General features: G+C 69.0%; 14 protein-coding genes and 1 pseudogene. 6 read left to right on the top strand and 9 right to left on the bottom strand.

The annotated features are described in order from the left end of the window. Together ACOBQB_RS27390 and ACOBQB_RS27385 are read right to left on the bottom strand one after the other, a co-directional pair. A complete protein-coding gene (locus tag ACOBQB_RS27390) occupies positions 1–1,050 on the bottom strand; it encodes a hypothetical protein (protein WP_423595218.1) in 1,050 nt (349 codons plus the stop codon). Next, the gene (locus tag ACOBQB_RS27385) at positions 1,047–1,706 is read right to left on the bottom strand and encodes a hypothetical protein (protein WP_423595216.1); all 660 of its coding nucleotides are present in this window, start codon (positions 1,704–1,706) and stop codon (positions 1,047–1,049) included. The genes ACOBQB_RS27390 and ACOBQB_RS27385 overlap by 4 nt, the downstream gene beginning before the upstream one ends. A 248-nt stretch (positions 1,707–1,954) precedes the next feature. Here ACOBQB_RS27385 and ACOBQB_RS27380 point away from each other — a divergent pair, with 248 nt between their 5' ends. Both ACOBQB_RS27380 and ACOBQB_RS27375 read left to right on the top strand, forming a co-directional pair. After that, on the top strand, positions 1,955–2,971 hold the full coding sequence (locus ACOBQB_RS27380) for an NlpC/P60 family protein (protein ID WP_423595214.1): 1,017 nt from the start codon (positions 1,955–1,957) through the stop codon (positions 2,969–2,971). Between the two features lie 269 nt (positions 2,972–3,240). After that, positions 3,241–3,954 carry a phosphatase PAP2 family protein gene (locus ACOBQB_RS27375; protein ID WP_423595212.1) on the top strand — a complete coding sequence of 238 codons (714 nt, stop codon included), beginning with the start codon at positions 3,241–3,243 and terminating at the stop codon, positions 3,952–3,954. Positions 3,955–3,976: 22 nt separating this feature from the next. Here ACOBQB_RS27375 and ACOBQB_RS27370 read toward each other — a convergent pair whose 3' ends face one another. Then, positions 3,977–5,545 carry an FAD-binding oxidoreductase gene (locus tag ACOBQB_RS27370; RefSeq protein ID WP_423595210.1) on the bottom strand — a complete coding sequence of 523 codons (1,569 nt, stop codon included), beginning with the start codon at positions 5,543–5,545 and terminating at the stop codon, positions 3,977–3,979. Positions 5,546–5,602: 57 nt separating this feature from the next. Next, positions 5,603–5,782: a hypothetical protein gene (locus ACOBQB_RS27365; RefSeq protein WP_423595208.1), complete on the bottom strand. Its 180-nt coding sequence runs from the start codon at positions 5,780–5,782 to the stop codon at positions 5,603–5,605. 147 nt (positions 5,783–5,929) lie between these two features. On the opposite strand from ACOBQB_RS27365, the pseudogene ACOBQB_RS27360 reads away from it, so the two are divergent. Next, positions 5,930–6,774: pseudogene (locus ACOBQB_RS27360) on the top strand (hypothetical protein). Positions 6,775–6,916: 142 nt separating this feature from the next. Continuing rightward, positions 6,917–7,108 carry a hypothetical protein gene (locus ACOBQB_RS27355; RefSeq protein WP_423595207.1) on the top strand — a complete coding sequence of 64 codons (192 nt, stop codon included), beginning with the start codon at positions 6,917–6,919 and terminating at the stop codon, positions 7,106–7,108. A gap of 327 nt (positions 7,109–7,435) precedes the next feature. On the opposite strand, the gene ACOBQB_RS27350 is transcribed toward ACOBQB_RS27355, so the two are convergent. Beyond that, the gene (locus ACOBQB_RS27350; protein ID WP_423595205.1) at positions 7,436–7,795 is read right to left on the bottom strand and encodes a metal-sensitive transcriptional regulator; all 360 of its coding nucleotides are present in this window, start codon (positions 7,793–7,795) and stop codon (positions 7,436–7,438) included. A gap of 197 nt (positions 7,796–7,992) precedes the next feature. On the opposite strand from ACOBQB_RS27350, the gene ACOBQB_RS27345 reads away from it, so the two are divergent. Further along, positions 7,993–8,613 carry a DUF47 domain-containing protein gene (locus ACOBQB_RS27345; RefSeq protein ID WP_127910382.1) on the top strand — a complete coding sequence of 207 codons (621 nt, stop codon included), beginning with the start codon at positions 7,993–7,995 and terminating at the stop codon, positions 8,611–8,613. An 8-nt stretch (positions 8,614–8,621) separates the two neighbouring features. After that, a complete protein-coding gene (locus ACOBQB_RS27340) occupies positions 8,622–9,620 on the top strand; it encodes an inorganic phosphate transporter (RefSeq protein WP_223775474.1) in 999 nt (332 codons plus the stop codon). Positions 9,621–9,745: 125 nt separating this feature from the next. Here the strand turns inward: ACOBQB_RS27340 and pstB are convergent, their stop codons facing one another. The 4 genes from pstB to pstS all read right to left on the bottom strand — a co-directional run bounded on the left by pstB (position 9,746) and on the right by pstS (position 13,909). Continuing rightward, positions 9,746–10,522 carry a phosphate ABC transporter ATP-binding protein PstB gene (gene pstB, locus ACOBQB_RS27335; protein WP_423595202.1) on the bottom strand — a complete coding sequence of 259 codons (777 nt, stop codon included), beginning with the start codon at positions 10,520–10,522 and terminating at the stop codon, positions 9,746–9,748. A 53-nt stretch (positions 10,523–10,575) separates the two neighbouring features. Next, positions 10,576–11,649 carry a phosphate ABC transporter permease PstA gene (gene pstA / locus ACOBQB_RS27330; RefSeq protein ID WP_423595200.1) on the bottom strand — a complete coding sequence of 358 codons (1,074 nt, stop codon included), beginning with the start codon at positions 11,647–11,649 and terminating at the stop codon, positions 10,576–10,578. After that, positions 11,646–12,668 carry a phosphate ABC transporter permease subunit PstC gene (pstC, locus tag ACOBQB_RS27325; RefSeq protein ID WP_423595198.1) on the bottom strand — a complete coding sequence of 341 codons (1,023 nt, stop codon included), beginning with the start codon at positions 12,666–12,668 and terminating at the stop codon, positions 11,646–11,648. The genes pstA and pstC overlap by 4 nt, the downstream gene beginning before the upstream one ends. A gap of 113 nt (positions 12,669–12,781) precedes the next feature. Continuing rightward, positions 12,782–13,909 (bottom strand): phosphate ABC transporter substrate-binding protein PstS, encoded by a 1,128-nt coding sequence (pstS, locus tag ACOBQB_RS27320; protein WP_423595196.1) that lies wholly within the window; start codon positions 13,907–13,909, stop codon positions 12,782–12,784. Between the last annotated feature and the right edge of the window lie 135 nt (positions 13,910–14,044).

The raw sequence follows: 14,044 nt of genomic DNA, 5'->3' as shown, positions 1-14,044 counted from the left end.
TCAGCGGTTGATGGACTGGATCTCGCGTACGACGACGTCCTGCGTCGTACCGAACTCGCCGGGTGGCAGGCCGCCGCCCGGGTCGTTCGTGCTCGTCCAGCTGACCTTCCAGGTGAGGGTGGCCTTCAGCTCGTACGAGCCGTCGCGCGAGGACCGCAGATACCGCACGCCGCACGGCGGGTCCGTGTCCGCCGGGGTGCCCTTGGCCCGGGAGGTGCCGATGCGGCCGTCCTCGATCGGGCACTCGCCGGAGGCGGGGTACGTCTCGGCGTCCGCCGTTCCCGGGTCGATCTTCAGGGAGACCGGCTCGGCGGTCGTCGTCGCGGAGAGGTCCGTCCCGGGCAGGGTCGCGGTGACCGAGATCTTCTTGAACCTGGCCTTGTCCAGCCACGCCCAGGTGGGCAGGTTGACCTTCGTCTCGCCCTCGGGCGCCAGCTCGACGTCGGTGTCCGGGACGGGGAGCTGGCCGTACGCGTACTCGGCGAGGATGCGGGGCGTGACCGCGAGGGGTTCCTTCGGGGTCTCGCCGTCCTCCACCCAGAACGGCATCCGGTTACAGGCCTTGGCCTCCGGTTCGTTCTTGCGCTCCTCATCGATGGCCGCCGCCCAGAACTTCCCCTCTCCCTGCTTGTCGAGGTTGTAGTCCTTGTAGGGGTTGCCGTCCTTGAAGTACGCGTCGAAAACTCCGCCGACGAGGTCGCCGATACCCCAGACCTTGAACGTCCGGATCATCTTGACCGTGGCTTCGATCTGTTTCGGCGTGTACGCGGGTTCGTACCAGCAGGCCGGCGGGTCCCAATTGCTGTTGGCGGGGGTGAGCGTGCCGGTCTTCGCCGACTGGGGGCTGCCTTCGACCCTCGTCTGGATCCTCGTCTCGATGCCGAGGTTCTTTCCTTGGCGGGTGCCCTGTGACTGCTGCTCACTGCCCACGTTGGCCACGTCATCCCCTCCCGTGACGCCGCCGCCTGCATAAGCAACTCCGGGAGCCAGGGTCACGGCCACAGCAAGAACAGGAGCGACCCAACGGGTGGACCCCCTCAGAGCGCTCACATGCACTGCTTGGCCCCCCCGGTCGACGTGACGGAATCCGTCTGCCAGACACCCTTGTCGTTCTTCTGCACGCGCGTATTGAAGAAGGTGTAGTCGCTCGCGGAGCCCTCGATCGACCGGTCCACCGTGCCGGTCTTCAGATCCTTGGGGTACGTCTTTGTCCCGTCCTGGCAGTACGTCACCGCTGCCACGCCGTCCTTGAGGAAGGTGACCTTGCGGCCGTAGTACCGCGTGGTCCCGACGAAGCTCTTGTTCTTCTTCTGGAACCCCTGGACGTACTCCGCCGAGGAGAGAAGCGCGTCGCCCGTGGCATAGAACTTCAGCGCAGGGTGGTCCTTCGCCTCGATCGTCACCGCTTCGATCAGGGCGTTGACCCACCGCTCATTGTCCGCAAGAACCGCATCCTTCTTGGGATCACCGGTCTTCCCACCCTCGAAGACGTTCTTCACGTCCTTGGGAAGCTTGATCTGCGGGCGGTCGATCCCGTCCTCCGAGGCCTTCGGGGACGCGGATGTGTCTCTCTGAGTACCCGAGTCCGCGCCCGCGATCTTCTCACTGTCCTTGGACCCTCCCTCGCCTCCTCCGCAGGCGGAGAGCGTCAGGGCCGCAGCCATGGTCAGGGCGGCGGCTGCGAGCAGGGTGGGGCGGCGGTTCACGGTCAGCTCCTGAGGGTCGGGCGTTCGCCGGAGTGAACCAAGCTATCCGTGGGGCACGGGTGATTCCAGCGGAGGGGTCGCCGGGCGGTGGCACATAGATGTACATACCAGGCGGTGCCTCCGGGGCGTCTCGGCACTCTGGCGCATACTCGTCCGGTTTCCCCGGCGAGCGGAGGAGGCCTGGCGCTGTCGTACGCGGCCTCTACACTGAGCGGCGGCGGAGCGGACTCCTGGTGGGTGAGGGGTGGTTGACGGTGCGTAAGGCGTGGCTGGTCGCGTCCGTCGGGATCGGTGGTGCTCTCAGCTTCATCGCGCTGCTCGTCGTCGGGACCTACGTGGCCGCGGGAAGCATCGCCGGCGGTGCGAGCGGTGGGTCCGTGGGGCTGGCCAAGGGGGCCGTGCCCGCGACGTATCAGCCCCTCGTGCAGAAGTGGGGCAATCTCTGCAAGGCCATCAACCCCGCGCTGCTCGCCGCCCAGCTCTACCAGGAGAGCGGGTGGAATCCGCGTGCGAAGAGCCCGGCCAAGGCGCTCGGCATAGCGCAGTTCATCCCCGGCACCTGGGCCGCGCACGGCGTCGACGGCGACGGTGACGGCGACCGCGACGTATGGGACCCGGAAGACGCCATTCCGTCCGCGGCCTCGTACGACTGCAAGCTCGCCGGGTATGTGAAGGACGCGCCGGGGGATCCGACGCAGAACATGCTCGCCGCGTACAACGCGGGTGCGTACGCCGTCCTGAAGTACGGCGGCGTGCCGCCCTACCGCGAGACGCAGAACTACGTGAAGACGATCACCACGCTCTCCAAGAGCTTCGCCCGGCCCGTGGGGCGGGTGGCGCCCTCGGAGCAGGCGGCCGGGGCCATCGCCTTCGCGCAGAAGAAGCTCGGCACCCCCTATCTGTGGGGCGGCAACGGCACGGCCGAGCAGAACGGCCGCTTCGACTGCTCCGGGCTCACCCTCGCCGCCTACCGCACCGTCGGCGTCACGCTGCCGCGCGTCGCCAACGACCAGTACAACGCGGGACCGCACCCCAAGCGCGACGAGCTGCTCCCCGGAGACCTGGTCTTCTTCTCGGACGACCTCACCAATTCGCGCGCGATCCGGCACGTCGGGATCTACGTCGGCGGGGGATACATGATCAACGCCCCGCGGGCCGGTGCCGTCATCCGCTTCGACCCGATCGACACGCCGGACTATTTTGGCGCGACTCGTGTCACGGACGAGGGCGCGGCGGCGCTCCCGGACAAGCCGACCGCGGCCTGAGGGGGCCGGTGGCGGGGCGCACGGGGGCGCGTGCGGAGGCGCGCGGAGGCGTGCGCGCGGGGTGAGATGGCTTGAACCCTCCGTTAGAACACTCCCCTGAGCTGCGGCGATGTGTCTCTCTTCGGTAACGTCTGGGTGATCTTTCGGTGGAGAGTGGAACGTAGGGGTGGGGGCCGGGCGTTCCCTTGACTGGACCGACCACGGGGGTTGATGGAAAGGGCGCACAGAAAGGTGCGCCCATGGGCTAGGAGACAAGGGGCCGCAGCGCCATGGCTGGACTCGATGAATCCGGGTCGAACCCCGACGTCGGCTTGCTCTACGACATCAACGGCCTGACACAGGAGACCCCGCACTGGCTCGACCGCGCCCTGGCGTTCGTCGGGGAGTACGGCCTGCTGCTCGCCCTCGTGCTGCTCGTGGTGTGGTGCTGGTGGGGCCAGCGGAAGCGGGGCACGCTCGACGACGCCGCCTCGTCCGTCGCCGCCGTCGTCTGGGCGCCGCTGGCCGCCGGTATCGCGGTGCTCGTCAACGTCCCCATCAGAGGCTTCGTGGAACGGCCGCGGCCCTTCCGCGACCACAGCGGGCTGCGCGTCCTGGTCGAGGGCAAGGAGGACTTCTCCTTCGTCAGCGACCACGCGACGCTCGCCATGGCCATCGGCGCCGGACTGTTCGTCGCCAACCGCAAGTTCGGCTTCGTCGGCCTCGGGCTCGCCGCCCTGGAGGGCTTCTGCCGGGTCTTCATGGGCGTGCACTACCCGACCGACGTCATCGGCGGCTTCGCGCTCGGCACTGCCGTCGCCCTCCTCCTGTCCCCCCTCGCCATGGCGCTGCTCACGCCGCTCGCCAGGGCGGTCGGGCGGTCCCGGCACGTGGGATGGCTGGTGTGGGACCGCCGGGTCGGGCCGGTGGCCGCGCCGCTGAGCGAGCCGGCGAAGCCCGCGCAGGCGACGGCGGACCCGGACGAGCGGGACCTCGCGGCTTAGGACGTACGCAGGCCTGTGCGGCTCACAGCGCCTGCGGGAAGTCGAAGAAGCGGTTCGGGTCGTACTGCTTCTTCAGCTTCTTCAGGCGCGGCGCCGCGTCGCCGTAGTACGCCTCGCGCCAGTTCGTCAGCGTCGCGTCCGTGTAGTTCTGGTACGCCGCGCCCGACGCGTACCGCCCCATCGCCCCGTGCGCCTTTTTCAGCCACGCGCGTGCCGGTGTCCCCGACGTCCCCGCGCGCCACGACGCGATGTACTGCGCCAGCATCCGCGAGCGGCGGTGCACGAAGGCCGTCGCCGTCGGGTCGACACGGTTGATGGCGCCGCCGAGCGCGGTCAGCGCGATGCTGCCGGCGCTCGCGCCCGTCACGTTCTCGATCTGCGAGAGCAGCGCGCGGATGCCCGCCGCCGAGAGCGAGCGGTCGAAGAAGTCCGAACTCGCCGCGTACGTCTCCCGCTTGAGGGCACCCTGTGGGCTGCGCCCCGGCGTCGCGCCGGGCAGATGGCACTGGGCGTCGGTGGCGAAGGACGAGCAGCCCGCGTACACCTCCATCGCCTCCTCGTACGTACGCCGCTTCAGGGAGACGCTGCGCGCGGAGGCGCCCACCTTGCCCGCGAGGCGGTCGACGGCGTTCTGCAGTTCGCCGTACGTGCCCAGCGAGAAGCAGGCGACGGAGACGGTCGGGGTGCCGCCCGGGGTGTTCGCCAGGTGCAGGGACGACCAGATCTCGTCCGGCTGGTCAGGGCCCCACGCCTGCCACGCCTTGACGACGGCGGCCGCCTTCGACCAGGGCCACGTCATGTACGCGGAGACGGCCTGGGGCGCGGCATGCGTGCGGTAGGACAGCTCGGTGACGACGCCGAAGTTGCCGTTGCCCGCGCCGCGCAGCGCCCAGAAGAGGTCCTTGTTCTCGGTCCTGGAGGCGGTGAGCTGCTTGCCGTCCGCCGTGATCAGCGTCGCGGAGGTGAGGCTGTCGCAGGTCAGGCCGTACGCACGGGAGACCACGCCGTGGCCGCCGCCGAGGGTGAGGCCGGAAATGCCGACGGTCGGGCAGGAGCCCGCGGGGATCGTGACGCCCTTCGCGGCCAGCGAGCGGTAGACGTCGATCAGCTTGGCGCCCGCGCCGATCGTGGCGGTCGTCCCGCTCGCCCGAATCCTGCTCAGCTTCGATACGTCGATGATCAGCCGGCCGGTGCCGGAGGACCAACCCGCGTAGGAGTGGCCGCCGTTGCGTATCGCGACCGGGGTGCGGTGGGCGCGGGCGTAGGCGAGGGCGGTGCGTATGTCGTCCTGGTGCGCGACATACGCCACGGCGGTGGGCCTCAGGTCGTCGAAGCGCGTGTTGTACAGCTGCCGGGCCGCCGCCCACTTGGCCTCGCCGGGCCGTACGAGGGTGCCGTCCAGGTCCCTGGCGAGGGCCGCGAGGGTCGCGGGGGCGCTCGCGGCGGCGCTGGAGGTCCGCAGGGCGGTGTCGCGTCCGCCGCCGGCGCGTGGCGTCGCCGCGCCCGCCTGTGAGCCGCCGCTCGTGCAGCCGCCGACCGTGGCCGCGGCCAGCGTGGCCGCCGTCGTACCGATGAACGTACGTCGTTCCATGACGCCTCCCGTTGCTTCCCGGAGAACGAGACGGTGCGCGAGGCGGGCGGGTTCCCCCTAGGGGGTCTCCTCATGTTCGGCCGCGTCCGTGCGGGCCTTGCTGCGGGCCCTGCGGGCCGGGCCGCGCCAGCCGCAGGTGCAGTGGGCGGATATGAAACGGCCCTTCTCGACCGTCGATGTGCGGTGGGAGGCGAGGTCGGAGGTGAGGTCGGTTACGAGGTCTTCCTGATCGGCCACCCGGCCACGGTACCGACCCCGGGTGAACCGCCGGGGCCGCCGCCGGTCCCGGCCCCCGGCGTGACGGCTCAACGCACCGGTCGTTAGGGGAACGACGGGGGAACGACGGGGGATCGACAAGCGCGGGACCGCTTGGAGGCAGCCAGGATGGGGCAGCAGCGCAGGCACAGGGGCCGAGCGATCGCCGCGGTCGCGGCCGCGGCCATGGCCGCGGGGCTGACGGTCACCGCCACCGGCTGCTCCGGCGGGGCCGCCGCCGACGGCAGCGGCGCAGAGGCGGCGGACAAGGCCGCGAACGCCGGGGACGTGGTGCGGCGGTCCGCCGACGCCCTGGTCCGTGCGGGCACGTCCAAGGCGCGTACGTCCATGGAGATGGCCAGCGGCGGGACACGCGTGACCGTCCGGGGCGCGGGTGTCTACGACTTCCGGGACCAGCGCGGGCGGTTCGAGGTGGTCCTGCCGCAGGACCCCGCCGGGGGCGGGCGCGCCGGCCGATCACCGAACTGATGACCGGCGGCGCGCTGTACATGAAGAACCGCGGGGCCGGTGTGCCCGACGACAAGTGGGTGCGGATCGAGACACATTCGCTCGCGGACGGCAATCTCGTCACCGGCGGCGTGACGGATCCGCTCGCGGCGGCGGAACTGCTGCGGGGGGCGCGGGACGTCACGTATGTGGGGGATGAGCGGGTCGCCGGCACCGAGGTGCGGCACTACCGCGGGGTCGTCGGTCTGCGAGCCGCGGCGAAGGCCGCTTCCGCAGGTCAGCGCGGGGCGCTGGGGGTGGCGGCGGGAAAAGGGTTCAGCAAGGGGAGCGTGCCGTTCGACGTCTACCTCGATGAGCGGGGGCGGGTGCGGAAGCTGCGCCAGCAGTTCACCGTGTCCAACGCCGATGTGGCGTCGACCACGCTGCTCTACGACTTCGGGGTGCCGGTGGGGGTGCGACTTCCGGCCGAGAAGGACATCTACGCCGGGAAGATCGCCGCTCCCTAGTCGCGTACGGCTGGTGGAAATGGTCCGTCCGTGCCATGCGCGGTGTGTAGGGCGCTCCCTACTCTAGGAAGTCGTACGGGCAGTCGGTGCGGATGTCGGTACGGATGTCGGTACGGACCTCGGTACGGGTCAGGGAGAGGTGATGAACGTGGCTCCGATGCGTGGTGGTACGGCGGTTCAGGACCACGTCGCCCTCGCCGAGATCGAGCTGTGCGGCGACCTCATCATTGCGGCGAGCGCGGCGGCCGAGCGGTTGAGTTTTGACCGGATCGACGAGGTGCTGAGGGTCTGCGACGTGCGGGAACGGGATGAGCAGGGGCCTTTGGCGGACTAGCGGCCTTGGCCCGTGGCCGGCTTGGCGGGGTGTGTTCTGCCGCCGTTGTGGGTGGGTTTGCTGTGCGCCGCTGCGCGGCGATGTCTCCCACCCGCCCGCCCGTTACCCGGCGTCGAGTCGTGGGCCGGGCGGGGGCGTCGCCCGCTGCCGGGCGCTGCGTGTGGGCGCGGAGCAGCTGCCGCCCGGCGTCGCTGACCACCGACCCGCCTGCGGGAAGCACCGCCCCCGGCCATCGCAGCCCGGCCTACGGCGAGCGCAGCCCCGGCAGCCCTGCTCATCCCCCCGGCGGCTCCGTCCCGCGTGTGGGGCGCCGAGGTCCGCGGAGCGTTACGTGCGGAGCATGCGGGCGATCGCCTTCGTCGCTTCCTCGACCTTTGCGTCGATCTCCGTGCCGCCTTTGACCGCCGCGTCGGCCACGCAGTGCCGCAGGTGCTCCTCCAGGAGTTGCAGCGCGAAGGATTGCAGGGCCTTCGTGCTCGCCGAGACCTGAGTGAGTATGTCGATGCAGTAGACGTCCTCCTCGACCATGCGCTGGAGGCCGCGGATCTGGCCCTCGATCCGCCGCAGGCGCTTGAGGTGTTCGTCCTTCTGCTTGTGGTATCCGTGCACTCCGTGCGCGTGGTCCGCGGGGCCGGAGGGCGCTTCGGCCGCCTCCGGGGTCACCGCTGCCGCGTCGGTGGTCGTCATCGCGTCCTCCTCTGGAAGGGGCATGGGGGATTACTGCTGATCCGTATACCCCTGGTGGGTATATCTTAGCCGATTTTGCGGGGGGCGTGCTGATCACTGTGCCTGATGGGCGACACTGGGGAGCGGCCGGTTAGCCGTGGCCGGATGATGCGCCTAGCATCAGCCTGACCGCATCCAGAGCACCCCGAGGACCCCACGTGCGCTTTCGTCTGACCCCCAGGGAGACGAGCTTCTACGACATGTTCGCCGCATCCGCGGACAACATCGTCACGGGCTCGAAGCTCCTCATGGAACTGCTCGGAGCGGACTCTTCCGCGCGGGCCGAGATCGCAGAGCGTATGCGGGCCGCGGAACACGCGGGAGACGACGCGACGCATGCGATCTTCCACCAGCTGAACTCCTCGTTCATCACGCCGTTCGACCGCGAGGACATCTACAACCTCGCGTCGTGCCTCGACGACATCATGGACTTCATGGAGGAGGCCGTCGACCTGGTCGTCCTTTATCAGGTCGAGGAACTCCCCAAGGGCGTCGAGCAGCAGATCGAGGTTCTCGCGCGGGCCGCCGAGCTGACCGCCGAGGCCATGCCGAACCTGCGGACGATGGACAACCTCACCGAGTACTGGATCGAGGTCAACCGCCTGGAGAACCAGGCCGACCAGATCCACCGCAAGCTCCTGGCCCAGCTCTTCAACGGCAAGTACGACGCCATCGAGGTGCTGAAGCTCAAGCAGATCGTGGATGTGCTGGAAGAGGCCGCCGACGCCTTCGAGCACGTGGCGAACACTGTGGAGACCATCGCGGTCAAGGAGTCCTGAACCCCGCCATGGACACCTTTGCTCTGATCGTGACCATCGGCGTCGCGCTCGGCTTCACGTACACGAACGGCTTTCACGACTCCGCGAACGCCATCGCCACCTCCGTCTCCACCCGTGCGCTGACGCCCCGCGCGGCGCTCGCCATGGCCGCGGTCATGAACCTCGCCGGTGCCTTCATGGGCAGCGGCGTCGCCAAGACCGTGAGCGAGGGGATCATCGAGACCCCGCACGGCGACAAGGGGATGTGGATCCTCTTCGCGGCGCTCATCGGCGCCATCGTGTGGAACCTCATCACCTGGTACTTCGGCCTTCCCTCGTCCTCATCGCACGCGCTGTTCGGCGGCATGGTTGGCGCGGCGCTCGCCGGCGGCATCGGGGTCATCTGGTCCGGGGTCGTCGACAAGATCGTCATCCCGATGTTCCTGTCGCCGCTCGTCGGTCTCGCCGTCGGGTACCTCGTGATGTGCGCGATCATGTGGATGTTCCGCAGGTCCAACCCGCACAAGGCCAAGCGCGGCTTCCGTATCGCGCAGACCGTGTCGGCGGCCGGTATGGCGCTCGGTCACGGCCTCCAGGACGCGCAGAAGACCATGGGCATCGTGGTCATGGCTCTGGTCATCTCCGACGTCCAGAGCGCGGACGCCCCGATTCCGATCTGGGTCAAGATCGCCTGTGCGCTGATGCTCTCCGCCGGTACGTACGCGGGCGGCTGGCGCATCATGCGGACCCTCGGACGCAAGATCATCGAGCTGGACCCGCCGCAGGGGTTCGCCGCCGAGACGACGGGCGCGGGCATCATGTTCACCACCGCGTTCATGTTCCACGCGCCGATCTCGACGACGCACGTCATCACGTCCGCGATCATGGGTGTGGGCGCGACGAAGCGGGTGAACGCGGTGCGGTGGGGTGTCGCCAAGAACATCATCCTGGGCTGGTTCATCACGATGCCGGCCGCTGCGCTGGTCGCCGCGGTCAGCTTCTGGATCGTGAACCTCGCGTTCTTGTAGCCCCTGGAAAAGACGTTCCGAGAAAAGACATGAGGAAAGGCCCGCCCCCGGGAGCCCGGGGCGGGCCTTTCTTGTTGTCCCTGCGGTGGCACCGCCATGCAGCACCGCGGGGAGTCTGCGCGGGCCTAGCCGAAGCGGCCCGAGATGTAGTCCTCGGTCGCCTGCACCGACGGGTTGGAGAAGATCCGCTCCGTGTCGTCGATCTCGACCAGCTTGCCGGGCTGGCCGACCGCGGAGAGGTTGAAGAAGGCGGTGCGGTCCGAGACACGGGCCGCCTGCTGCATGTTGTGGGTCACGATGACGATCGTGAACCGTTCCTTCAGCTCGCCGATCAGGTCCTCGATGGCGAGCGTCGAGATCGGGTCCAGGGCCGAGCAGGGCTCGTCCATGAGCAGCACCTGCGGCTCGACCGCGATGGCCCGCGCGATGCACAGACGCTGCTGCTGGCCGCCGGAGAGGCCGGAGCCGGGCTTGTTCAGGCGGTCTTTGACCTCGTTCCAGAGGTTCGCGCCCTTGAGGGACTTCTCGACGATGTTGTTCAGCTCGGACTTCTTGTACGAGCCGTTGAGCCGCAGGCCCGCCGCGACGTTGTCGTAGATCGACATCGTGGGGAAGGGGTTCGGGCGCTGGAAGACCATGCCGATCGTGCGGCGCACGGCCACCGGGTCCACGCCGCTGCCGTACAGGTCCTCGTCGTCCAGGAGCACCTTGCCCTCGACGCGGCCGCCGGGGGTGACCTCGTGCATGCGGTTCAGCGTGCGCAGGAACGTGGACTTGCCGCAGCCGGACGGGCCGATGAAGGCGGTCACCGAGCGAGGCTCCACGGTCATCGAGATGTCGTCGATCGCCTTGTGGGAGCCGTAATAGGCGGTCAGGCCCGATACGTCGATTCGCTTGGCCATGGGGATCACTGCTTCTTTCGGGTCTTTACTACGAGGGTCGCTGATATGGCCGCTCAGCGGCCCGTCTTGGGGGCCTTCCAGCGGGCTACGCCGCGGGCCGCCAGGTTGAGGATCATGATGAAGGCGATGAGGGCGAGCGCCGCCGCCCAGGCACGGTCGTACGACGCGTCGGTGCCTGCCGCGTACTGCTGGTAGACGTACAGCGGCAGGGAGGCCTGCGAGCCCTCGAAGGGGTTCGTGTTGATCAGGGGGTTCACCCAGACCAGGAGCAGGACCGGCGCGGTCTCACCGGCGATGCGGGCCACCGAGAGCATGACGCCCGTGGTGATGCCGCCGATCGCGGTGGGCAGGACGACCTTGAGGATGGTCCGCCACTTCGGCACGCCGAGGGCGAGCGAGGCCTCGCGCAGCTCGTTCGGGACGAGCTTGAGCATCTCCTCGGTGGAGCGGACGATCACCGGCATCATCAGGATCGCGAGCGCCATGGCGCCGGCCCAGCCCGAGTAGCCGAAGCCGAGGATCAGGATCCAGAAGCTGAGGACGAACAGGCCCGCGACGATCGAGGGGATGCCGGTCATGACGTCCACGAAGAAGGTGATGACCTTGGAGAGCTTCCCGCGCCCGTACTCGACGAGGTAGATCGCGGTGAGCAGGCCGATCGGCACGGCGATGACGGAGGCCAGCAAAACCTGCTGGAGGGTGCCGATGAGGGCGTGGTAGATGCCGCCGCCCGTCTCCTCGTCGGAGAGGACACCCATGGAGTGGGTCAGGAAGTAGACGTCGAAGACCTTGATGCCGCGCTGGACGGTCTCGTAGATCAGCGAGGCCAGCGGGACGACGGCCAGCAGGAACATGACCCACACCAGCGAGGTGGCGAGGCGGTCCCTGGCCTGGCGGGTGCCCTCGACGGACACCGCGAGGGCGTACGAGCCGACGATGAAGAGCAGCGCGGCTATCAGGCCCCACTGCATGCGGCTGTGCAGGCCGGCGCCGAGGCCGATGCCGACGGCGACGGCGGCCGAGCCGAGTGCCACCGCGAGCGGGCTCCAGCGCGGGAGGGTGGCCGCCTTGAGCGTGGCAGGGCGCTCGACGAGCGGGCCGGGCGGGGTGGGTGTCGTGGTGCTCATGCGTTGGCCCCCGAGTACTCCTTGCGGCGCGCGATGATCAGGCGGGCCGCGCCGTTGACCAGCAGGGTGATGACGAACAGGACCAGGCCGGAGGCGATGAGAGCGTCCTGGCCGTACTCGCTGGCCTCGTTGAACTTGCTGGCGATGTTCTGCGCGAAGGTGCCGCCGCCGTAGTCGAGCACCGACGCATTGATCAGGAAGGACGGGGAGAGCACGGTGGCGACGGCGATCGTCTCGCCGAGCGCGCGGCCGAGGCCCAGCATCGAGGCGGAGATGATGCCGGAGCGGCCGAAGGGGAGCACCGACATGCGGATGACCTCCCAGCGCGTGGCGCCGAGGGCCAGCGCGGCCTCCTCGTGCATCTTCGGGACCTGGAGGAAGACCTCGCGGCTGACGTTGGTGATGATCGGCAGGATCATGATCGCGAGCAGGATGCCGACGGTCATCAGGGAGCGCGGGGCGCCGCCGTTGTACTCGAAGACGCCGGTCCAGCCGAAGTAGTCGTCGAGCCAGCTGTAGAGGCCGGTGAGGTTGGGCGCGACCACGAGGGCGCCCCACAGGCCGTACACGATCGAGGGCACGGCGGCCAGCAGGTCGATCACGTAGGCGATGGGGGTGGCCAGCTTGCGCGGCGCGTAGTGCGAGATGAAGAGCGCGATGCCGATGGCGACGGGGACGGCGATCAGCAGGGCGATCACCGAGCTGACCACGGTGCCGAAGACCAGGACGGCGATGCCGAAGTACGGCTTGCCGCCCGTGGAGGTGCCGGCCGGGTCCCACTCGAAGGTGGTGAGGAAGTTGCCCGTGTTGTCGGCGAGCGCGAGGGCCGTGCGGTAGGCGAGGAACGCCGCGATGGCGGCCATGATCGCGAGGAGCGCGATACCGGAGCCCCGGGAGAATCCGAGGAAGATCCGGTCGCCGGGCCGGGTGGCGCCGCGGGCGGCGGCCTTGTCCAGGGGGGCGACGGGCTGCGCGTCGCCGATGGGTTGGGGTGCGGTCGTCTTGCTGGATATTTCCATGGGGTTCTCCGGTCTGCGGAGCTGCCGCGCGTGTGCTGCGGGCGCTCCGTGGCGGCGGTGCACCGGATGGTGCGGCCGGCCCGGTCCTGCCGGACCGGCCGCACTCGGTTCAGCTAGCTCAGGCCCGCGACGGTGGAGCGGACCTTGGAGATGATCTCGGCCGGGATCGGCGCGTAGTCGTTCTCCTTGAGGACGTTCTGGCCGTCCTCGCTGGCGATGTAGGTGAGGAAGGACTTCGTGGCGGCGAGCGTGTCGGCCTTGTTGCCCTTCTCGCAGACGATCTCGTACGTCACCAGGGTGATCGGGTAGGCGCCCTCGGCGGTGGGCTTGTAGTTCAGCTCAAGCGCGAGGTCCTTGCCCTTGCCGACGACCTTGGCCTCGGCGATCGCCTTGGAGGCGTTGTCGACGGTGGCCTTCACCGGCTCCTTGGCGCCCGTCTTCAGGTCGACGGTCTTCATGCCGTCGCTCGCGTAGGAGAGCTCGAAGTAGGAGATGGCGCCCGCGGTCTGCTTGACCTGGCTCGCGACACCCGCGGAGCCGTTCGCGGACTGGCCGCCCTTGGGCTCCCACGACTTGCCCGGCTCGTACGGCCAGGCGTCGGGGGCGGCGCCCTTCAGGTACTTGGTGAAGTTGTCCGTGGTGCCGGACTCGTCGGAGCGGTGGAAGGCCTGGATCTTCGTCTTGGGCAGCTTGGCGTCGGGGTTGAGCTTCGCGATCGCCTTGTCGTCCCAGGTCTTGATCTTGTCGTTGAAGATGTCGGCCAGGGTCTTGGCGTCCAGGGTCAGCTTGTCGACGCCGGGGACGTTGTAACCGACGGCGATCGGGCCGCCGACCATCGGCAGGCCGATGGCCTGGCTGCCCTTGCAGACCTTCTTCGACTTCTCGATCTCGTCGGGCTTCAGAGCCGAGTCGGAACCGGCGAACGCCGTCTGGCCCTGGAGGAACGCGGTGATGCCGGCGCCCGACCCCGTCGGGTTGTAGTTCAGCTGCACGTCCTTGCAGTTGGTCGTGTAGACCTTCCGCCAGGCGTCGATCGCGTTCTTCTGCGCGGACGAACCGGAGGCCGCGAGCTGGCCCTTGGCGTCGTCGCACTTGATGTTGGCGTTGGCGGTGGTCTCCTTGCCGCCGTCGCCCGAGCCGCTCGTGTCGTCGGAGCCGCACGCCGTGAGGGCCAGGGCGCCGGAGACGGCGAGGGCGCCGAGGGAGAGGGCGCGGAGCCGGTTCTTGCGCTGAAGCTTCACTTTTCGGATTTTCCTTCCGGGAGCCGCCGGCCCTTTGCTGGCGGCGTGCGATGGCTGTTCTGTAGGGCGATGGCTGTCTGTAAGACGATGGCTGTCTGTAAGGCCGAAATTAGGCAGGGCAGGTGAAGCGGCTGA

The sequence above is a fragment of the Streptomyces sp. G5(2025) genome (assembly GCF_049542075.1).
GTDB lineage: Bacteria > Actinomycetota > Actinomycetes > Streptomycetales > Streptomycetaceae > Streptomyces.
This window is presented reverse-complemented; position numbering and strand designations above follow the sequence as displayed.